13 protein-coding genes are annotated in these 22,030 nt (G+C 63.6%); 9 read left to right on the forward strand and 4 right to left on the reverse strand.

Annotated elements, in window-relative coordinates; translation table 11 throughout:
- The first annotated feature begins 26 nt into the window (after positions 1-26).
- The 8 genes from AC5O5I_RS07525 to AC5O5I_RS07560 all read left to right on the forward strand — a co-directional run bounded on the left by AC5O5I_RS07525 (position 27) and on the right by AC5O5I_RS07560 (position 17,306).
- Positions 27-5,186, forward strand: coding sequence for an SDR family NAD(P)-dependent oxidoreductase (locus AC5O5I_RS07525; RefSeq protein WP_494512284.1), 5,160 nt, complete (start codon positions 27-29; stop codon positions 5,184-5,186).
- A 36-nt stretch (positions 5,187-5,222) separates the two neighbouring features.
- A complete protein-coding gene (locus tag AC5O5I_RS07530) occupies positions 5,223-8,474 on the forward strand; it encodes a non-ribosomal peptide synthetase (protein WP_494512285.1) in 3,252 nt (1,083 codons plus the stop codon).
- Positions 8,467-12,090 carry a beta-ketoacyl synthase N-terminal-like domain-containing protein gene (locus tag AC5O5I_RS07535; protein WP_494512286.1) on the forward strand — a complete coding sequence of 1,208 codons (3,624 nt, stop codon included), beginning with the start codon at positions 8,467-8,469 and terminating at the stop codon, positions 12,088-12,090. Before AC5O5I_RS07530 ends, AC5O5I_RS07535 begins: the two co-directional genes overlap by 8 nt.
- Positions 12,062-13,354, forward strand: coding sequence for a beta-ketoacyl [acyl carrier protein] synthase domain-containing protein (locus AC5O5I_RS07540; RefSeq protein ID WP_494512287.1), 1,293 nt, complete (start codon positions 12,062-12,064; stop codon positions 13,352-13,354). Before AC5O5I_RS07535 ends, AC5O5I_RS07540 begins: the two co-directional genes overlap by 29 nt.
- Positions 13,355-13,392: 38 nt before the next feature.
- A complete protein-coding gene (locus AC5O5I_RS07545) occupies positions 13,393-15,048 on the forward strand; it encodes an aminotransferase class III-fold pyridoxal phosphate-dependent enzyme (RefSeq protein ID WP_494512288.1) in 1,656 nt (551 codons plus the stop codon).
- Between the two features lie 65 nt (positions 15,049-15,113).
- Positions 15,114-15,623: a nucleoside 2-deoxyribosyltransferase gene (locus tag AC5O5I_RS07550; RefSeq protein ID WP_494512289.1), complete on the forward strand. Its 510-nt coding sequence runs from the start codon at positions 15,114-15,116 to the stop codon at positions 15,621-15,623.
- 49 nt (positions 15,624-15,672) lie between these two features.
- Entirely contained in the window at positions 15,673-16,554 is an 882-nt protein-coding gene (locus tag AC5O5I_RS07555) for a beta/alpha barrel domain-containing protein (RefSeq protein WP_494512290.1), read from the forward strand.
- The gene (locus AC5O5I_RS07560) at positions 16,551-17,306 is read left to right on the forward strand and encodes a creatininase family protein (RefSeq protein ID WP_494512291.1); all 756 of its coding nucleotides are present in this window, start codon (positions 16,551-16,553) and stop codon (positions 17,304-17,306) included. The genes AC5O5I_RS07555 and AC5O5I_RS07560 overlap by 4 nt, the downstream gene beginning before the upstream one ends.
- A gap of 37 nt (positions 17,307-17,343) precedes the next feature.
- Here the strand turns inward: AC5O5I_RS07560 and AC5O5I_RS07565 are convergent, their stop codons facing one another.
- The 4 genes from AC5O5I_RS07565 to AC5O5I_RS07580 all read right to left on the reverse strand — a co-directional run bounded on the left by AC5O5I_RS07565 (position 17,344) and on the right by AC5O5I_RS07580 (position 21,038).
- Positions 17,344-18,096: a thioesterase II family protein gene (locus AC5O5I_RS07565; RefSeq protein WP_494512292.1), complete on the reverse strand. Its 753-nt coding sequence runs from the start codon at positions 18,094-18,096 to the stop codon at positions 17,344-17,346.
- Between the two features lie 33 nt (positions 18,097-18,129).
- Positions 18,130-18,777, reverse strand: a complete 648-nt coding sequence (locus AC5O5I_RS07570) for a DUF1062 domain-containing protein (protein ID WP_494512293.1) — start codon at positions 18,775-18,777, stop codon at positions 18,130-18,132.
- 225 nt (positions 18,778-19,002) lie between these two features.
- Positions 19,003-20,001 (reverse strand): sulfate ABC transporter substrate-binding protein, encoded by a 999-nt coding sequence (locus AC5O5I_RS07575; RefSeq protein ID WP_494512294.1) that lies wholly within the window; start codon positions 19,999-20,001, stop codon positions 19,003-19,005.
- Between the two features lie 218 nt (positions 20,002-20,219).
- Positions 20,220-21,038 (reverse strand): ion transporter, encoded by an 819-nt coding sequence (locus tag AC5O5I_RS07580; protein WP_172229286.1) that lies wholly within the window; start codon positions 21,036-21,038, stop codon positions 20,220-20,222.
- 159 nt (positions 21,039-21,197) lie between these two features.
- On the opposite strand from AC5O5I_RS07580, the gene AC5O5I_RS07585 reads away from it, so the two are divergent.
- The gene (locus AC5O5I_RS07585) at positions 21,198-22,025 is read left to right on the forward strand and encodes an RHS repeat-associated core domain-containing protein (protein WP_494512295.1); all 828 of its coding nucleotides are present in this window, start codon (positions 21,198-21,200) and stop codon (positions 22,023-22,025) included.
- The last annotated feature ends 5 nt before the right edge of the window (positions 22,026-22,030 follow it).

Here is a 22,030-nt window from a genome sequence, read left to right on the forward strand (position 1 = left end):
AAGGACAAATTCAGGGACAACATGAAATGACACAAGGATCAGCCAAACCCGAAACGGCATCGGCATCGGCATTGCAGCAGGCGCTGGCGAGTGTCCGCCAGCTCAAGGCCGTACTGCAACGCAACGAAGAACCCATCGCCATCATTGGCGCTGCCTGCCGCTTGCCTGGGGCCGACTCGCTGGAGGCGTTCTGGTCGCTGTTGACGCAACAGCGCGATGCGATCGAGGAGGTGCCTGCATCGCGCTGGAGCAACGCGCGGTACTACGACCCCGACCCGATGGCCGTGGGCAAGCTGGCTACCCGCTGGGCCGGGGTGATCGATGAGCGGGCGTTCGATGCCGCCTTCTTCGGTATCAGCGACACCGAGGCCGCACACATGGATGTCCAGCAGCGGATCTTCCTGGAGGTCGCCTGGGAGGCGCTGGTCAACGCCGGGCAGACCCGTGAACGCTTGCGCGGCAGCCTGACGGGTGTCTATGTCGGGGCGGTCAATTACAACGATGGGTATGCGCGACGGCTGTTCGATGACATCGAACGGGTTAACGCCTTCAGTGGCCCCGGGGTCTCCAACAGTGTGCTGGCGGGCCGCCTGGCCTACCTGTTCGATCTCAAAGGCCCCTGCCTTGCGATCGATACCGCCTGCTCCTCGTCGTTGGTCGCGGTTCACCAGGCGTGCCAGAGCCTGCGCAACGACGAGTGCGAGCAGGCCGTCGCTGGCGGCGTGAACGTTGTCCTGAGTCCCGAGTTCACCGTGGCGACCTCGCGCATGGGGTTGATGGCGGCGGATGGCCGCTGCAAACCGTTCGACGAGCGTGCCGACGGTATCGTGCGCAGTGATGGTTGTGGGGTGATAGTGCTCAAGCGGCTGAGCGATGCGACCCGTGACGGTGATCGAGTGCTGGCGTTGATCCAGGCTTCGGCGGTCAACCAGGATGGCCGCACCAACGGCATGACCGCACCCAACGGCCTGGCCCAGGAGGCCCTGCTGCGTGGCGTGCTCGCCCGGGCCGGCATCAGTGCCGACAGCCTGGGCTATGTCGAGGCGCATGGCACGGGCACCAAGCTGGGCGATCCGATCGAGGTGGCGGCCTTGGCCAAGGTGCTGGGCACCCGGCGAGAATCGCCGCCGTGCCTGATCGGTTCGGTCAAAGGCAATATCGGCCATTGCGAAGCGGCTGCAGGTATCGCCTCGTTGATCAAGACCGTCCTGTGCCTGCAGCATCGAAGCGTGCCGGGCCTTGCCGACCTCAGGTCACTCAACCAGCATATCGACGCGCACACCAGCCTGGCATTTCCACGCACCAACCTGGCCTGGCCGGATGCCGGTGGCGAGCCGTTGTACGGACTTGTCAGCTCCTTCGGCTGGTCGGGCACCAATGCCCAGGTGATCCTCGCCAGTGCCTCCCAAGGCGCTGCGAAGATGCCTGACCCTTTGTTCAGGCTTGCCGCCCAGACCCGCGATGGCTTGCGCGAGGAGGTGGCGCGCGCTTGCACGGCGCTCGCCGCGCTGCCTGGCGATCAGCGAGTCGAGCCGAACTCGCCCGGCGCGACAGGGGCGTTTCGCAAGGCCTTCCTGACCAGCACGGCCGGTGCGCTGGCCAACGACATGCGCGCATGGCTGGCGCAGGACGGCCAGCCCCAAGGGCCGGGCGAAAAGCTGGCTTTGGTGTTCTCCGGCCAGGGCAGCCAGTGGCCAGGGATGGTCGACCAGCTGTTGGCGCAGGATGCAGCGTTCCGACGCAGTCTGCAACAGAGCGAGGCAATCGTGCAATGCTTGGCCGGGTGGTCGTTGCTCGGTGCGATCGCCGCCCGCAGCGACACCGACCTTACGCTCACCCAATGGGCGCAACCCTGCGTGGTGGCGATCCAGCTGGCGTTGTTCGACATGCTGATCAGCTGGGGCGTGAAGCCTGCGGCAGTCAGCGGGCACAGCATCGGCGAACTTTCCGCTGCCTGCTGCGCCGGCATACTGAGCCGTGAGCAGGCATTGCAGGCGGCCCTGGCCCGGGGGCGCTGCATGGCCGTGCTGCACGGGCAGGGCAGCATGTATGCGCTTCTGACTCCGTCGGATACGGTCGAGCGAATCGTGCAACAGTGCCCAGGTGTCTCCATCAGCGCTTACAACAGCCCCGGCGCCAGCATCGTTTCGGTTGCGGCGTCGGCGTTGGCTCGGTTTCAGGCGTGTTGCGCCACCGCCGGTGTCGAGCCGGTCATGGTCAATGAGCATTATCCCTTCCATTGCAGCCAACTCGAACCGCTGGCCCAGGACCTGCAGGAAGCGTTCGCGCACCTGCGCCACGGCCAGGGCGTGGTGCCATTCGTTTCGACCAGCCATGGCGATGACGAGGCGCCTGTGCCACGGGACGCCGGCTATTGGGTGCGCAATGCCCTGCGCCCCGTGCGCTTCGACCTTGCCATGGCGCGGCTGGCGGAACTGGGTTGTGACACGTTCGTCGAGCTGGGGCCGCATGCGTCACTGGTCCAGCACATCCAGCGTTGCCTGGGCTCTTCGCGGCTTGGCCTGCGGGCCATGGCGGTACTCAATCGGCACAAGCCGTTGCAGCAATCGCTGAACACCTTGCTCGCCGACCTCTACGAGGCGGGACAGGCGCTGGGAGTCGAGCTCGATCCCACGCCACGGCTGCACACCTGGCAGCACGCCACCTACGAGTTGCCTCCATTCGTGAGCGAGGCACCGCCTTTGCTGCCGGGCCTTGCCGGCACGCGGGTGAGCGATGGCGCGGAGGCCAAGCGGTTCGAGGCCAGTTGGCCAGGCACCGGGCTGCTGGCTGACCATCGCATGTTCGACCGCGTCGTGGTGCCTGGAGCGATGCACCTGAGTGCCTTGGTCACCCAGGCGTTGCGGGGCCTGCACATGCGTGCGGTATGTATCCGTGACGTGCGCTTTCTGCGGCCGTTGCTCATGGCCCCTGGCGAGCGGCGTGAAGTGGTCATCGAGTGGGCCGGTACATCACAGCAAGGCGAGTACCAGGCAGGGGTCGCCGTGGCTAACGAAGGCAATCCTCAAGTGTTGTCCAGCGCAGTGGTGCAGGCCATGCCGTCATCGTCCTGGGTGACGGATGAACTGCCGTCAGCACCTGGCGCCGACGCCCGGCAACTGGACTGCGTGGCGTTCTACACCCAGGCCTATGCCAGGGGGTTGCAACTGGGACCGTTGTTCCAGCGGATCGAGTCGATGTGGCTCGACTGTCGCACGCAGCTCATGCAGGTGCGCCTGCTCGCCAGTAGCGCCATGTCGCAGGACCAAGGGCTGGTGCTCGACCCTGGCGCACTCGATGCCTGTTTCCAGGCGCTGTTTGCCGGCTACTGGCAGCAATGCCCGGAAATGGATCTCTACATTCCCCTGGCCATTGGGGAGCTGACGCTCGCTCGCGCTGTGCACGGTGAGCTGCGAGCGACGATCCGCCTGACCACTGCAGACTTCGATCAACACAGCCAGATCGTCCAAGGCGACATCGAGCTGCACGACGATCAGGGGTGGCGGGTGGGTACGTTGCGCAATGTCCAGCTCAAGCGCGCCCAGCGCGATGCTTTGCTCAACAGCGAATCGGGGGGCGTCACCCTGGCGTGTGGGTTCACCTGGCGTGAAATGCCGTCAGCGCTGCTGACGCCGGTCGCCTTATGCCCTGTGGTGCTGGGTAATGATCCATTGGCGAACCTGCTGGCCGCCAGGCTCGAACAGTCCGCACGCCCCGCTGCAGGGATGGCTGACGCGCCCGGACAATGGGTGGATACCGGCGGGCAAGGGCGCGAAGCCACGGCTGATTGGTCGGTGGCGATCAGCGGGCGGCTGGAGCAGTTGCGCCGTCTGTGCGGGCAGATCGAGGACGCGGGGGTGAGCGAAGCGCGCCTCTGCGTGGTGACACGGGGCGCCCATGAGCCGTCAGCGGGCGACAACTACCTGCTCGGCGCGGCGACGCTTGCGGTGCTGAGGGTGATTGCCAGCGAGTATCCGGCGATCCGCTGCCAGGCGATCGACTTGCCCGCGCCGTGGCCACCGTCGCCAACCGACCTCAATGTGCTGCTGGGGTTGCTGGGCGGTGCGCCTGGCGCTGGATTGCTGCGGGTGGAAAACGGACGTGTGTTCGAGCAAGCCCTGGAGCCCCTGGCATACGCACCTGACGAGGCGATGACGGTGCGAGCGGGCAGCCGTTACCTGATTACCGGTGGCTTTGGCGACACCGGGCAGGCGTTGTGCCGAGGCTTGATCGCACGTGGCGCGCGACAGATCACGCTGATGGGGCGCAGCCGGCCGTCGCAGGCCTTGGTCGAAGAGTCGAGGAGCCTGAGCCAGCAGGGCCTTGATGTGCACCTGTTCCAGGGCGATGTGGCCAGCACCGCCGATGTCGAGGCGCTGATGCGCCAAGTGGCGCGCCGAGGGCAGCCGCTGGTGGGGGTACTGCATCTGGCGGGCGTGGTCGAGGATGCCCTTCTGACACGCCTGAATGCGCAAGCGGTCAGCCGTGTACTGGCGCCCAAGGTCACCGGCACGGTCAATTTGCACCACGCCCTGCAAGGGCAGCCGTTGCAGTGGTTCGTGACCTTCGCATCGCTGTCGGCGTGCATCGGCCTGGCAGGGCAGTCCGCCTATGCGGCGGCCAACGGTTTCGCCCAGGCCTTCATGGCCCAGCGTACGGCCATGGGCCTGGCCGGCCAGACCATTGCCTGGGGGCCGTGGGCCGCGGGCATGACCGCGCGTCTTGCGGCGGATCACCAACAACGCTTGCAGGCCGCGGGGCTGGGTCAGATGCCGCTTGAGGAGGTGGTGCGTTGGGCCCTTGGTTGCTCTGGGCTCGACGCCCATCCGCACGTGATGGTTGCCCAGGCAGCGCCGGATGTTCTGCGCCAGCGCGTGGGCCTGCGCGGCCAGCACGGTGTGGCTGTGCAGGACGAGCCGCTGGGTGAACCGGTGGCCATGCAGGGCAGCCCTGAGCAGCAGCATGCCGCGATGACCGCCTTGGTGATCGAAGAACTGGGCAAGGCCACGCGCAACGTGGCAGTGACCAGTGACACCACGCTGGCCGGGCTTGGCCTGGACTCGCTCGGCGCGGTCGCGATTGTCCAGCGTATCCGCGAGCGCACCGGCAAGTCGCTGCCGATCACTGCGTTCTTCGACAGCCGGACACTGCAAGACGTGGTGGCCAAGCTGCTACCTCAAGCCTGATTCGACACGGCCCATTACAAGGAGTTGATACCGTTCATGGACACATCGCAAACCCTGGAGACGCGGGTGACGGCCCAAGAGCATGCACAGTGGCTGATGGCCGAGGTGCAACCGGACGACACGCGCTATAACATCGGGCTGGCCACGGCCATTACCGGTTTCCTCGACCTGGAGGCACTGCGCTTCGCCTGGCACAGGCTGGTGGCCGGGCACGACATCCTGCGCACGACGTATGACGGCGGTCGCAGTGGCCCAACGGCCGTTTGCCACGCCGAGCTGGACGTGCCAGTCGCGTTCATCGATGGGCAGGGCCTGGACGATGCCGCCATCAAGGCGCGGGTCGATAACTGGTTCGACACCCCCTTCGAACTTCGCCAGGGCCCCTGCCTGCGCCTGGGCTGCTTCGCCCGGGGGGCGCAGGCGCATGTCCTGGTGCTATGCGCGCACCACGTGATCGCCGACTTCACCTCCCTTGGCCTGATGCTCGATGAGCTGGAATCGCTGTACCTGGACGAAACCGGCAGTGAGGTCGAGCATTGGCGCGACACGCCCGTGCCGTTCGACGAGTACCGTCGCCGTGCCCACGGAACCAGCGATTCATCCGTAGGTTGCGAGCAAACCTACTGGCATCGCTACCTGGGCCAGGTACTGGCGCCCCTCGACTGGCCGAACCACTGGCGACAGGGGATCGCGGCAGGCGACAGCCACTACCTGGATGTCGACGGTGAGCGCCTGCGTGGTCTCAGGCGCGTGGCCGAAGAACGGCAGGCGTCGCTGTATGCGGTGATCCTGGCAACCTGGGCGACGGCGGTCGCCAGGGCCTGCGCCCAGGAACAGATCGTGGTCGGCATGCCCATGTCGATGCGCGACACGACATTCGTCCATACCCTTGGCAGCTTGTTCAACGTGCTGCCTTTGCGCGTGCGCCCGGCGCAGGCATGGCATGACCTGATCGGTGCCATCCGCGCAGACCTGCATGCGGCACTGGACAATCGGGGGTTCGACCTGGCCGCGGTGGTGGATGCCCTGGGCGTGCCGCGCCCCGAAGGGCGCAACCCGTTGTTCCAGACCACCGTCAACCTGCTTGGCCGGGTGGAGCATTCGCGCTGGTTGGCCTTGCAGATGGCAGGGCCGCAGGCGTGTGCCCAATGGGCCGGGTTGCGTATCGCCCCCTGGCCATTGGCGCAACAGCAGGGCCAGGTGGATATCGCACTGGAGCTGGTCGATGCTCACGATAGCCTGCGCTGCGTCATCAAAGGTGATCCTCGGAGCTTTTCCACCACGGGCCTGGAGCGCTTCGCGACGCATTGGCTGGGTGTCGTCGATGCATTGCTGGGTGAGCAGGCGGTGTGCGGCGACGCGCATCACATCGCCTGGCACAGCGACTACAACCGTGTCCCCGGGCCGTTGAACAGTGAGCCGGTCCAGAGGGCGCGGCAGCCCTCGCTGGTGGCCTGGTTCGATGCCCATGCTGCCCGCGATCCGCACGCGGCGGCGCTGCGAGGCCAGGACACCGAGCTGGATTATCGCACCGTACAGGCGTGCAGCGTGCGCTTGGCCCGGCAGTTGGGCGAGTTGGGCGTGACGCCCGGTGATCGGGTCGGCGTGCTGCTCGCACCCGGCATCGAGGCGGTGGTGGCGATGCTTGCGGCCATGCGCGCTGGAGCCGCCTATGTCCCGCTGGATCCGAACCTGCCGTCCGAGCGCCTGGCCATGATCGTCCGGCAGTCGGCGATCAGCCTGGTGGTCGCCGAGGGGCCATTGCCATGGCGTGATGAACACGGCGTTCGCTGCTGCCCGGTTGCAGGCCCAGGTCTTGAGCCGGTTCAGGGGCCACTGTTCGACCTGAGTGCACCCGGCACTTGCGCCTACAGCGTGTTCACCTCCGGTTCCACCGGCCAGCCCAAGGGGATCGATGTGGCGCAGCACAACGTGGTGGCGCTGCTCGAAACCATGTTCACGACGCTGCAGATGCCGCAGTGCCTGGTATGGAGCTGGTCGCACGCGGCCAGCTTCGATCTTTCGATCTGGGAAATCTGGGGTGCGCTGTGCTCTGGCGGGTGCCTGCTGGTTATCCCGCAGGCGGTGCGCTCACGTCCGGACCAGTTGCTCGAGTGGCTGGTTCGGCATCAGGTCGATGTGATCACCCAGACACCTTCCGGGCTGCGGCAGTTGTTGGCCGACTTGCCCAGGCATTCGGCGCAGCTCGCCGCCCGGCATTGGATCGTTTGCGGCGAGGCACTGCCCGGTGCGACCGCCAGGTGTTTTCTGAGCGAGCGCTGGGCGCTGTGGAACCTGTATGGGCCGGCGGAAACCACAGTGTTCGCCAGTATCGAGCGCGTTACCCCCGCGCTGGCGCAGGAGGTGATCGTGCCGATCGGCCGGGCACTGCCTTTTGCAACGCTCTATCTGCTCAACGACGAGGCGTGCCCCGCCATGGGCGGGGTGGGCGAAATCGTGATCGGTGGGGCGGGGGTGTCGTTGGGTTATGTCGGCTTGGCCCAGCACAACCGCGAGCGTTTCATCGTCGACCCCTACCGTGGGGATGCCATCGCCTATCGCACCGGCGACCTGGGCTACTGGGATGGTGAACGGCTGCGCTTTGCGGGGCGTCTCGACGAGCAAGTGAAGTTCAACGGTTATCGCATCGAGCTTGGCGAGATCGAGTGCTGCCTGGAAACCCACGCTCAAGTGCGTCAGGCGGCGGCGCTGTTGGAAGATGTGGCGGGGCATGCGCGACTGGTTGTGCTGGTGCAGTGCCATGACAAGGTTACCGGCTTCGACGAGAAAGCCTTGCGCGAGCACCTGCGCCGAAGGCTGCCGGCCTACATGCAGCCTACGCGGTTGCTGGCAGTGGCGCAGCTGCCGCTGAACCGTCACGCCAAGCTCGATCGCAAGGCCGTCGGCGAACTGTTCGAGGCTATCAACGCGGCGCCAGCGCCATCCTCGGCGGACAGTGACGACTGGCGCGAACGAGTCCGGACGATCTGGGCCCAGGTACTCGGGCGCAGCCAGGTGGGGTTGGACGATGTGTTCTTCGACCTGGGCGGCAACTCGATGGCGCTGCTGCAAGTGCATGGCCGCTTGCAACAGTGGCCTGAGGGTCGGCAGCTGCGCCCCTCGGACCTGTTCCGCTGGGTGACGCCAAGGATGTTGGCCGAGGCGCTGCAAGCGCAGGGCCACTTGGCCAGCGCGCCGGTTCTCGAGCCTGAGCGGCGGCGCGATACCTTGTTGCGGCGCAGGCAGCGGCCCGGGATACAGGTCGCCGAAGGAGGCCGCCATGAATGATCAAGCCATTGCCATCATCGGCATGAGTTGCCGGTTGCCGGCCGCGCAGGATCCTCGCCAGCTGTGGCGCAACCTGGTGCAAGGCAAGGTTTGCTCCACCCGGTACGAGGCGGCGCAACTGAGGCGCATGGGGGTGAGTGCCGCGGTGATCGATAACCCCGCCTTCGTCCCGGTCGACGCGCGGCTTGCCGATGCCGCGCAGTTCGACCCTGAATGCTTCGCCATGACCCAGCGCGAAGCCGAGCTGCTCGACCCGCAGCATCGTCTGTTGCTCGAGTGCGCCTGGGAGCTGACGCAGACCGCTGGGCTGGGCAACCCGCTTCGGCGTCCGCGAATCGGGCTGTTCGCCGGGTGCTCGATGAACACCTACCAGCTCAATGTGATCGGCGGGGAATGTGACCTGATGTCCGCCGCCGGTACTGAACGCATGCTGGCCAACGACAAGGACTACATGACCGCTAGGGTGTCCTACAAGCTTGGGTTGGAGGGGCCGAGCATAAGTGTGCAGACGGGCTGCTCCTCTTCACTGAGCGCCCTGCACCTGGCGGTCAACAGCTTGTTGCTGGGGGAGTGCGAAGTCGCGTTCGCCGGGGGGGTGTCGTTTCATGCCCTGGCGCGCCCAGGTTACTTCTACCAACCTGGTCTGATGTTTTCGCGTGACGGCAGCTGTCGGCCTTTCGACGCCCAGGCCAGCGGCACGTTCTTTGGTGACGGCGTCGGCCTGGTGGCGCTGCGCCCGTTGGAGGACGCCCTTTCGGCCGGCGACAGCATCCAGGCGGTCATCCTGGGTTCGGCGGCCAACAACGACGGTGCCGGGCGCGCCGGTTTCACCGCGCCTGGTATGGAGGGGCAGCGGCAGTTGATCCTTCAGGCCATGGCCCTGGCCCAGGTCGAGGCGCACACGATTGGCATGGTGGAGGCACATGGTACCGGCACGACGCTCGGTGACCCGGTCGAATTCGATGCCCTGTGCCGTGCTTTCGCCCAGCACACGGACCGTCGAGGCTTTTGCGCGCTGGGCTCGGTGAAGGCCAACCTCGGCCATCTGGCTGCCGCGGCTGGTTTTGCCGGGCTTGCCAGGGCCGTGTTGTGCCTGCGCAATAGCTGTATCGCGCCACACCCGACCTTCACGCGTGCCAACCCGGCTTGCGATTTCGAGCGCAGCCCGTTCCTGGTCAATACCCAGCCGAAGGACTGGCAGCCAGGCCAGGTGCGCAGGGCCGGTGTCAGTTCGTTCGGTGCGGGTGGCAGCAATGTGCATATGGTGCTCGAGCAAGCGCCCGAGCGGCCCGTCCAGGTGGCCCTCGGGTTGCCACAGGCGATCCTGCTCAGCGGGCGTGACCAGCAGGATGTGCTGGCCCTGGCCGATGCGCTGGGCGAGCGGATTGGCCAGGCGTCGGACCTGCACCTCGAACACGTCGCCGATGGACTGGCGCAGGGCCGTGCCAGCCTGCCCTGGCGAGCGGCGCTGCATGTCGATGACCTCGAGCAACTGAGCCATGCCCTGCGCGCGCGCGAGTTCAGCGTGGCCAAGGTCGAAGCCGAGCCCCGTACGCTGCGTGTCGTGGTCAATCACGCGCTGTTGCTGGCACTTTCCCATGAGCCTGGCTATCAGCGTTGCCTGCGGCAATTGCAGGGCGAGGCAGGCGTACAGGGTGACGAGCTTGAAGGTGAAATGCCGGCTTGGGCACTGACCGACTTTCTAGAACGCTTGCTGCCGGGGCACGCGCTGGCCTTCGCGTTCGAGCCGCAAGAAGCGCCCCTCGCGGCTCACCGGCAGGCGACGCTGGTGCTGGACCTGGAGGCGTGCGGGTCGCCATTGCGGGCCTGGCTGGGCCGCTTCTGGGTGATGGGCGGGCAGGTGGATTGGGCCGTGCTCGCAGGGGGGCGGCAGGCGACGCACCGTGAGCTGCCGTTCGCGCCGTTGCGGCGCAGGCAGTGTTGGTACACGCAGCCGGTCCTTGACGCGGCACAGCGGGGTCCCGAGGTTTATGTGGAGCAGTGGCGGCGGCAGGGGCGCTTGCAGGGGGGCGCCCTTGGCGGGGCTGCCGATTCCGTGCGGTTGCTCGGCGGGGCGCCGGGCATGCGTGGGCCCCTGTGCGAGGCACTGCGGCGGCGGGGGGTGCAAGCCTTGGCCGAAGGGCAAGCCGGACAAGGTGGCGAACGGCTTGTCTGGTTGTGGGAAAGCCGAGCACCGTCGATGGATGATCCGAGCCTGGCATGGCGCTTGTGCGAAAAGGTCAGGCAATTGATCGAGCATGGCCACCAGGCCGTGGAGCTGGTGTTGGTCGGGGCGGGTTTTGTCGATCCCCTGGCTGTCGCTGAGGTGCGCGTCGGCCCCGCCGCTGCGCTGGCGTGTGTCGCGGCCATCGGGCATGAACATCCCGCGGTGAAGATCAGGGTCATCGATGTCCCTCCGGCATTGACCGATGACCCCGACCAGGCCGCTGCCCTGGCCGAGGTGCTGGCGCGAGCGGGTTCGCTGCCGATGCTCTGCGCGCTGCGCTCAGGGCAGGTGTGGACGCGGGGCCATGCGGTGATGGCGAACACCCTCAAGGCGCCGACGTTTGCCCAGCCTTTGGTCTGTCTGGTCACCGGCGGGCTCGGTACGGTGGGTTTTGGCATGGCCAGCTACCTGGCGCGGCGTCACGCTGCCGACCTGGTGCTGGTGCAACGCCCGCAAGGCACCGATGACGAACGTCGCCGGACACGCCAGCAGCGCCTGGCGGCCCTGCGTGAACTGGGCGTGCGTGTGGAGGTGGTCGACGCCGACATCACCGACCGCGAGGCGCTGTTCGCCGCGCTCGACCGCTTGCAGGCGGGCGGTATCGAGCCCAATGCCTTCGTGCATGCGGCCGGGCTGTCGGGCACCAGCACACAGCAGTGGCTGATGCGTTCGACGGTCGAGCAGTGGCAGGCGTTGATGGCTGCCAAGTGGGAGGGCGCCTGTTCATTGCATGCGTGGTTCGCTGAGCGCCCCCTGCACTTTGGCTGCTTTGTCTCTTCGCTGGCGGTGCTGGCCGGTGGTCTTGGCCTGGGCCCCTATGCTGCGGCGAATGAAGCCTGTGCCTTCTGGAGCGGGCACGGGGCCGGGCACTCGAACTATTTCGCCATCGACTGGGATGGTTGGGAGGGCTGGGAGCACAACGAGGGTTTCCGCTATGGCACAAGTCGCAGCGCCGGCCTGGTGGCCGAGGAGGTTGATGGCCTGCTGGATGCGATCTTCGCCGCGCTGAAAGGCCACCACCGGTTCGTCGTTTCCAGCACCCCGTTGGCCGCTCGACTGGCCGCGGCGCCAGCCGCGCACACGCCAGCTTGCGTGAGCGTGTCGAATGCCGCGCAACGCCAGGGGCCGCAGACGATGACAGCCCTGTGGCAGCAGGTGCTGCGCTGTCAGGTCAGTGACGAGGCGAACTTCTTCGATCTGGGAGGGGATTCGCTGGTCGGGGCTGAATTGATCCGACAGGTCAATCTGCAGTTTGGCGTGAGCCTGTCGATGGTCGATCTGTTCGAATTCGCCAGTGCGCGTGCACTGGCCGAGCGGGTGAAGACACAGCAACCTGATGTGACCAAGGAGGAAGAGGGCGATGCAGGCCATCATCAACAACGCCGATGAGATTGCCGTGGTCAGCCTGGCGGGACGTTTTCCCGGAGCCGCTGACTGCGATGCGCTGTGGCAGGCGATCCAGGCCGCCCAGGAGCTGGTAGCCACCTATGGCCCGGGGTGTGGGCCGGTGCCTGCCGGCGAAGGCCAGGTGCTGGTCCCGCGCGGGGCGTTTCTCGAGGCGCCGGAGCAGTTCGACCATGGTGCATTTCGTTTTACTCCGCGTGAGGCTTCGCGCATGGACCCGCAGCAACGTCAATGCCTGGTGCTGTGCCAGGCGGCATTGCTGGGCGCGGGTTACCGCACGGGACGCGAGGCCGGCCATTGCGGGGTGTTCGTCGGCACGCGAGCCGATACCTGGCATGACCTTCAACGCCTCGAAGATCACAGCCCCTCCGATGCGATGCTCACCCTCGGTGGCCGCAGCAGCGACGCCATGGCCACACGTGTGGCCTACAAGCTCGATTGCACGGGGCCTGCGATCAACGTGGCGAATTTCTGCTCGGGCTCGCTGGTGGCGGTGCACCTGGCCTGCGCCAGCCTGCGGGCCGGCGAGTGCGACCTGGCGCTGGCCGGCGGTGTGTGCGTGCGCTACCCGGCGCACGTCGGTTACCTGCACCACGAAGGCGGCATTCTGTCCCGGTCGGGTCGGGTGAGGGCATTCGACCAGCGTGCCGATGGCACCCTGTTCGCCGATGCTGCAGCCTTCGTCGGCCTGCGCCGCCTGGCTGATGCCCGGCGCGACGGCAACCCGGTGCTGGCGCAGATCAAGGGCTCCGCGGTCAATAACGACGGCCTGGAGAAGGCGGGTTACAGCGCGCCGAACGTGAAGGCCCAGGAGCGGGTCATCCGCGAGGCGATGCGCCGTGCGGGCGTGCAACCCGAGCACGTTGGCCTGCTCGAGGCCCACGGTACCGGCACGCCAGTGGGCGACGCCGTGGAGCTGCGGGCGTTGTCGCGAATCTTCGAGGGTTTGCCCCCACGCAGCTGTGCGCTTGGGTCGGTCAAGGCGACGCTGGGGCACGCGGACTGCGCCTCAGGCATCGTCGGCTTGATCAAGGCCATTCAGGCCGTGCGCTGGGGTGTACTGCCCGCGACCCTCAACTGCGAGCAACCTTGCAGCGAGTTGCGCGACCCATTGTCGCCCTTCGACGTGAGCGGCAGGAGCCGACAGTGGCAGCGCGCGGTGCATGAGCGTCTGGCTGGCGTCAGCTCGTTCGGCATCGGTGGAACCAACGCGCACGTCATCGTCGGCGGCGCACCGGGCGTGGCATGAACAGATACGCTGATTGATAGTCAAGGAGGGAAATACCCATGCAAGCTGTGCAATCCAGGGAACAGGAACTGATCGAGGTGTTTGCCGAGGCCTTTGGCCTGCCGGCCCGCTCTGTCGATATCGATGCGACGCTCACCGAGATGGGGGCCGACTCGCTGCAGTTGTTCGAAGTGTTGGCGCCGATCCAGCGCAAGTTCGGCGTCAAGTTGTCGGTGCGGCAGTTCTTCGCCGAGCTGCAAACCATCCGTCAGTTATGCGAGCACTTGCAGGTGCAGTCAGGCTTGCCAGGTCAACAGGTGGCGGGCGAGCTCCCGGAGGGCGCGTTCAAGTGGATGCGTCGTGGTTCGGACCCGATCGAGTCGGATGTCCGGCGCCGCTATCTGGCGAACTTCATCCCGCGTTATACCCAGCGCACCGAAATGTCCAAGGCCCATGCCACGGCCGTTCGCCAGCGAATCGCCGACAGCCGCTCGGGCATCGGCTTCAAGGGTTCGGTCAAGGAACTGCTCTACCCGCTGGTGTGCACTGAGTACGAGGGCGTCAGGGTGCGCGACCTCGATGGCAATGACTACATCGACATGACCATGGGCTTCGGTACCCATCTGTTCGGGCATGCCCCGAGCTTCGTCCGCCAGGCGCTGGAGAGCCAGCTTGAGCAGGGCTTTGGCCTGGGCGCGCGCAACGAGACGACGCTGCAGGTGGCCGAGCTGTTGTGCGAGGTCACAGGCATGGACCGAGTGGCCTTCGTCAACAGCGGCACCGAGGCGATCATGAATGCCGTGCGCGCGGCGCGGGCGGCGACCGGGCGCAACCATGTGGTGATGTTTTCCAGCAGCTATCACGGGCATTGGGATGCGGTACTGGCCAGCGCCGACCCATCGCGCGCGGGCGCGACCAGCCCGGTCTCGATTGGTATCCCCGCAGGCATGGTGGCGGATGTATCGGTATTCGAGTTCGGCGCGCAGGCGGCGCTTGATTTTCTTGCCAGTCATGGCCAGCAGGTCGCCGCGGTGTTGATAGAGCCGGTGCCGACCCGCGACCCGGGCCTCGCCGACCCAGCCTATCTGCGCGCCTTGCGTGATGCATCCCGCGCCGTGGGCGCCTTGCTGATTTTCGACGAGATCGTCACTGGGTTCCGCGCGCACCCTGCAGGGGTGCAAGGGCTATTCGGCATCGACGCGGACATCGTGACCTATGGCAAGACCATAGGTGGAGGCATGCCGCTGGGCGTGGTCGCCGGGCGTGGCGGCACGCTGGATGCCATCGATGGTGGCCCCTGGCAGTACGGGGACGACAGCTTCCCCGCGGTGGAACCGACATTCTTTGGCGGGACCTTCTTCCAGCACCCGTTGGCGATGGCCACCGCCAAGGCTTCGTTACTTGAAGTCAAGCGCCGCGGTGCGGCGTTCACCGAGGCGCTCAACCTGCGGACACAGGTTTTTGCGGCGCGCTTGAACGACCTGTTCGCGACCTATCAGGTGGCCATCGAGGCGCGCAGTTTCTCGTCGTTCATGCGCCTGGTGCATCGCGAAAATATGGACTTGCTCTATTACAACCTGCTGCTTCGCGGCGTCTACATCTGGGAGTGGCGCTGCTGGTTCCTCAGCGCCGCGCACCAGAACCGGCACCTGGACCAGGTACACCAGGCATTCGCCGACAGCCTTGCAGAGCTGCGTGGCCAAGGCTTGATCTAACCCGGCGAGGGTGCCTGCCGGGCACCCTCGATGGTTCATCCAGTACCTCAAAAAGGAGTGTTCCCATGCCATTGCGCAACCTGAAAGTGTTTATTGGTGGCCCGATCCAGTTCGCCATCCATAAAAAGAGTTTCAATCAGGAACTCAGGCAGACCATCGAGTTGGCGGTCGAAGCGGTCAGAGACCTCAACGGCCAGGTGCTGTCGGCTCACCTAGCCGAGAAGTTCGGTGTCGATACGCCAGCCTTCACCCCGGAAATGGTCTCGCGACGTGATTTTGCCTGGATGCAGGAGTGCGATGTATTCATGCCTATCCTGCCGGTGCTGGCCAATGGCGAATTGTTGCGCACCGACGGCACGCACATCGAATTGGGTTGGGCTTCGGCGTTGCATCGGCCGGTGCTGCTGGTCACCGAAATGCCGATCGTCGACAACGCCAGCCACCTGCTCAAGGGGCTGGAGCATGTGGGCACGGTTGCCCGACTCGATGTCCGTGATTTTCGCGCCAACCCTTGGCAGATCGGCGAGATCTTCCAGGGGCTGCTCGCCAGGCAACCTTGCGCGGTACAGGTGTAAGCGCCTGCCCACGCTCCACCTCTTCGACTCTTGTCACAGGGATGCAGTGATGAACATTGAACAACAACGCAGGGGCTACTCGGTGCTTGGCCTGCAATTGGCGTCGCCGCTGATCGTAGGTTCGGGGCTGCTGTCGGACCAGGCGCGAAACATCCGGCAGCTGTTGGCGCGCGGGGCTGGGGCAGTGGTCACCAAGACCATTTTCCCGGGGTGCGAAAAGACCCATGCCGAGCGGATCCATGCTATTGGTACCGGCATGCTGAACAACACTACCTACTCCAAGCGCTCGGTCGCCGACTGGTTGATATTGCTCGGCCAGTTCCAGCGTGAGGGGCTGGCGATCATTGCCTCGATCCACGCCGCCACACCTGCAGCGCTTGGCGAACTGGCCGCGCAGGTCGCGCAAGCCAGCGATTGTCCATTGGAGCTGGGCATCTCCTGCCTGCACGCGGAGGATGTTACCGAAGACACGCCCGGGCGTGTCGAGGCCTATGCACAGGCCGTGAGGCAAAGCACCGACGCGCCATTCGCGGTCAAGCTGGCCCTCGGCCAAGGCTTGCACGAGCGTGCCATGGCCGCACAGCGTGGCGGCGCATCGGCGCTGACCCTGAGCGACACTATCTCGGGGCTGGCGTTCGACCCTGAGTGCAGGGACGTGGTGCTGGGAGGGGTTTGCGGTTATTCCGGTGCGGGGATCAAGCCACTGGTGCTCGCCGCGATCTACGAACTGCGCCAGCGCGGTTTCGACTTGCCGATCATGGGCTGCGGAGGCGTGCAGAGCGGCCGCGATGTGCGCGAGTACCAGTTGGCCGGCGCGCAGACGGCGCAGGTGTATTCGGCGCTGCACCAGGACATGTTCGGCACGCTTGAACGTATTACCGATGAATACTTCGAACTCGATCTGGGATCTGCACGGATGGTGGCGGGATGAGTGGGCTCAACATCGTGCGGTTCAGCGAGCTGACCAGCCAGGATGTGCGGCAGGCCGTGGAGGGCCAGGTGTTGGTGTGGCCGGTGGGCGGCATCGAGCAGCATGGGCCGCACCTGCCGCTCAATGTGGATGCGTTGATTCCCGAGGCATTCGCCGAGGCGCTGTGTGCCGAGCGTCAGGCGATCATGCTGCCACTGCTGCCCATCTCCGTGCGTTCGCTGCCACAGAGTGGGGGAGGGTTGCAGTTTCCAGGTACGGTGTTCGTCGAAGGGGGCACCTTCATCGACTACCTGGAACAATCGCTTTGCAGCCTGGCCAGCCTGCCGTTCCGGCAGTTGGTGATCATCAACGGCCACTATGAAAATGAAGCGTTTGTCTTCGAGGCGCTCGACAAAGTGCGCGAGCGTGGGCTGCTTGGCCAGCGCTCGGTTCTGGCGTTCAGTTGGTGGAGCCTGGTCGATGAACGATGGGTCGGCGAGCACCTGCCCGAGTTCCCTGGCTGGCATGCAGAGCATGCGGGGATCACGGAGACCAGTTTGATGCTGCACTTGCACCCTCATCTGGTACGTGCGCCGCGTCCCGATCATGAGCATCCGCCACGCTGCGGCGTTTACCGGTTGCCGCTTTCGCAAGGCGCATCGACTCAAGGGGTGTTGTCGAAAACTTCGACCGCCAGCGCGGATATCGGCAGGCGGTTGTTCGCGCATGTGCGCCAGCAGATCAGTGGCTTGCTCGAAGAAGTCGATGGTTAGGGATGAGGTGGGCGCCGTCAGTGACTGCCGGCGCTATTCAAGGACGTAGCAGAGGTTGGCGTTGCGTCAAGTGAAGCAGGCGGTGCAGTTGTTCGAGAAACGCGGGCGAGGGGTGTTCGGTGAAAAAATGATCACCATCGACGCGGCTCATCTGAAACGCGCCGCAGGTGAGGTTTTTCCAGGGCAGCATCATGCTGTGGTCGACGATGTGATCGTCATGGGCATGAAATGCCCAGATCGGGCAGTCGACGCCAATGTTCGAATTGAATTGCCATGTTCTGCACAGGGTGAAGTCGGCTTGCAGGATGGGCAGGAACAACGACGCCAGTTCAGGGTTTTTCAACGTGACCAGGCAGGAGGGATTGAATTCGCCCAGCCGCCTGATCGCGGCGCTATGATCAATGTTATCGATCTGCGGCAAGTGTTTTCGGAAAGCAGGATGGGCCGTGGAACATATGACCAGGCATTCCGGTTTCAGCGAACTTTCTTGGTGCTTGAGTTGTTGTGCAAGTTGGAAGGCGAGCCACCCGCCCATACTGGTGCCCAGTAATGCAAAGCGGCAATCGCGAAAGTGATGTAGTTCGTTGGTTATCAGATCTATCAACAGTGACATGCTACTGATGAGTGGCAGGTTTATATGTTGGCCGCGCCCCGGTAATTGAATTGGGTGGACAATAATGTCATCGAACGCCGGGAGCTTCCAGCGGTTGTAGAAATCGGCACTGCCACCCGCAAAGGGAAAGCACAGCAGATTGAGTTTGTCGGGATGGGCGGGTTTTGCAAACAGCATGACAGTGTCCTCCTCCTTGGAAAAACATTGATGTCAGGAGACTTCCACATTGGCCGGACTTTCCACGAACGGTGGATCGAGCTGGTAGAGGCGTGCCAGGTTCATGCGCAGCGTCATGCTCTGCTTGAACTTGCGATTGAGGTCGCTTGGCGACAAGTCGAGCAACACGCCCTCGTCGATCAGGCGAGCGACCTGGCCGCGGGAAAGGCAGAGCTTGCGGGTGAGGATATTGATCAGGCGTACAGGAATGGGTTGCTCGAAGTCAAGGGTGATGGTCACCTGTTCGGCGTCAGTGAGCGCATACGGTGATGGCCCCTGTATTTCATAGCGTGGGGTCGGGCCGAGTTCGGCATGGTTGCGTTTCAATAAGCTGTAGTTGTAGGCGTAACGACGAACCTCATCAAGGTCATTGTGCAGAAAGCGTTGATGAAGTTCAGGGTCGAGCTTGTTGGTGTTGATGCGGGCGTGGATGTCAATATTCCACGTGTAGTCGCACTTTTCGCATTTATAGATATTCCAGACATCAAGAGTTTTTTTCTGGGCGTTGACCCTGAAAGTGCCTGCGGGTAGAAAAAGTTTTTTGACTTCGCACGAAGGGCATCGCTTGGTAATTGGCTGATAGCCGAGCGGCTTTATCAACCAATTGATATGTCCATTTATCATTGGGTTGATCCTTTTCAAGTCGTCGACGGTACCTTAACGCTTTGCGATTTTCTCGGCAAGGTAGCTTGAAAGGCAGGTGTGTACGAGATATTTCTATATGTCAGAAATGTCTTACTTATTTGTAGGTTATAGGTCCGGTGTTGGGGGTGGAGTGTGCTATATCAAATGGTTTCTTGACTAGCAGGGATTGCGAAAGGGGTAAGTAAGGGGGGCGAAAAAAGAGGGCCAGAAGCCCCCTTACGGTTATTGGTTGGTATAGATCTGGTCAAACACCCCACCATCGTTGAAGTGGGTCTTCTGCACGGTGCGCCAGTCACCAAAGGTCTTCTCCACCGACAGGAAATCGACTTTCGGGAAACGGTCGGTGTACTTGGCCAGTACCGTCGCGTCGCGCGGGCGCAGGTAGTTGTTGGCGGCGATTTCCTGGGCCTCTGGCGACCACAGGTACTTCAGGTATTCCTCGGCTACGGCCTGGGTGCCTTTCTTCGCCACCACCTTGTCGACCACACTCACCGGCGGCTCGGCTTCGGCCGACACGCTCGGGTAGACCACTTCGAACTGGTCGCGGCCAAACTCGCGGGCGATCATCTCGGCTTCGTTCTCGAAGGTCACCAGCACGTCACCAATCTGGTTGGTCATGAAGGTGGTGGTGGCCGCACGGCCGCCGGTGTCCAGCACGGGTGCCTGCTTGAACAGCTTGCCGACAAATTCCTTGGCCTTGTTCTCGTCACCGCCTTGCTTGAGCACATAGCCCCAGGCCGACAGGTAGGTGTAGCGGCCGTTACCCGAGGTCTTCGGGTTGGGCACGATCACCTGCACACCGTCCTTGAGCAGGTCGGGCCAGTCCTTCAGCGCCTTGGGGTTGCCCTTGCGCACGATGAACACGGTGGCCGAGGTGAATGGCGCGCTGTTGTTCGGCAGGCGGGTCACCCAGTTGTCCGGCACCAGTTTGCCGTTGTCGGCCAGAGCATTGATGTCGGTGGCCATGTTCATGGTGATGACATCGGCCGGCAGACCATCGATCACCGCACGCGCCTGCTTGCTAGAGCCGCCGAAGGACATCTGCAGGTTGACCTTCTCGTTGTGCTCGGCTTCCCAGTGCTTCTGGAAGGCCGGGTTGTAGTCCTTGTAGAAGTCGCGCATCACGTCGTAGGAAACGTTCAGCAGGGTCGGGGCGGCCTGGGCGATGTTGCCCAGCGCCAGGCCTGCGGCGAGCAGCGAGGCGGTGAAGAGTTTTTTCACGTTGCTTCCTTGTTCTTGAAGGTTTTTGGGGCAGGTTGCCAGCGACTATAGCGGGTGGGTTTGCGCGGATTAAAGAACAAAAATGACTTTGGTTATTCCGCTGCCTATACCGGCCCCATCGCCGGCAAGCCAGCTCCCACAGGTACTGCACAAGGCTTGATAGCTGTAGTGCACTTGTGGGAGCTGGCTTGCCGGCGATAGGGCCAGATCAGGCAACATCACTGTTTGGGAAACAACCCATTCCCGCACCGGGAACAGAACGCCGCCCCATGCTCATGGGTTTTCTTGTGGCAGGTCGGGCAATCATGCTGCAACTGCTCGCCGCGCATTGCATTGGCCAGCTCTGCGGTGAAGATCCCGGTCGGCACGGCAATAATCGAATAACCGGTAATCATCACCAGCGACGACAGCACCTGCCCGAGTGGCGTTTTCGGCACGATGTCGCCAAAGCCTACCGTCGTCAGGGTAACGATGGCCCAGTAGATCCCTTTGGGGATGCTGGTGAAGCCATGCTCCGGCCCCTCGATCACATACATCAAGGTGCCGAACACCGTCACCAGGGTCGATACGCTGACCAGGAACACGATGATCTTCTGCTTGCTGCCGCGCAGCGCCTCCATCAGGTAGTTGGCCTGCTTGAGGTACGGGCTGAGCTTTAGTACGCGGAAGATCCGCAGCATCCGGATCACCCGGATAATCAGCAGGTACTGGGCGTCGCTGTAGTACAGCGCGATGACCCCCGGCACGATCGCCAGCAGGTCGACCAAGCCGTAGAAGCTGAAGGCGTAACGCAATGGCTTGGGCGAGCAGTACAGGCGGGTGATGTACTCGGCCAGGAAGATCGCGGTAAAGCCCCACTCGATGGCGGCCAGCAGGCCGGCGTAGCCTTGGTGAACCTCGTCGATGCTGTCGAGGATTACCGTGACCAGGCTGGCCAGGATGATCAGCAGGAGGATCTTGTCGAAGCGCCGGCCGGCTACGGTGTCGGTCTGGAAGACGATGACGTAGAGGCGTTCGCGCAAAGATTGCGAGGACATGAGGTACCTGATACTTGACGTTGATGATCAACACTAAGGTGCGCGGGTGAGATGCACAAGCCGGCGCAGAGCTAGGGAACTGTTAGAAATGCCAGTTTTCCGCTGCAAGGGCAGCGGCCATCATTGAGCCTCAGTCTGCTTGAAAATGGAGCGAACAGAATGTCTGGATTACCTGCTTCACCCCCGTGCGCCGGCGAAACCCTTCTGCTGCAGGATGATGGCCTCGGTAGTACCGTCGCCGATCAGCGCGTTCGTCGTGAGGAGTGGTCTTTTCCACCCTATGGGCAGCTTCCCAAGCAGCGGGCTGGCGGCGGGCTGCGGTTTGTCGGGCAGTGGTTTGATCCCGCAGTGCAGGGATATCTGATGGGCAACGGGCACAGGGTGTATCGCCCGGCAATCATGCGGTTCCTGAGCTCCGACAGCCTAAGCCCCTTTGGTGCGGGCGGAGTCAACGCCTACGCATACTGCTCTGGCGATCCCGTAAATTTTCACGATCCTTCGGGACGTGGCAGAACGCTTCTTACCAAGCGGTTGAATAAATTCAATCTACCGAAGGAACCCCTTCGCGATTTTCTTAGACCACTGATTGATATAGAGAATTTTGGTAAGAAAAGGACGGTATACAAACTTAAAGGCGAACAATTTGAAAGGTATGAGTTCATGGGGTTTGGGACTAAGATCAAGGGGGAAAAGCTCTCCAGAACTAGGGTATTTGACTCCTTCTTGAGCGACGAGGTTTTTTATCGGCGTGACGATTTGTTTATTCCGGCAAGCAAAGCTCCTCCAAGCACAGTCGAAGGCCTTCTGAACGCTGGTTTTAGAAAATTCAAGTTTGACGTCGATACTCTTCTCGAAGCCATATCGCCTAAAGTGGGGAAAGCCCGAGCCGTCGGAATTGCCGATCTCAGCCTGAATGTCCAGAGCAACGACTATGGTGATGATCTTTCCGTTCTAATGCAGCGCACTAGAAGTACATCATCGAACTAAGTGGC

This window comes from Pseudomonas sp. 9_2_1 (assembly GCF_059295275.1).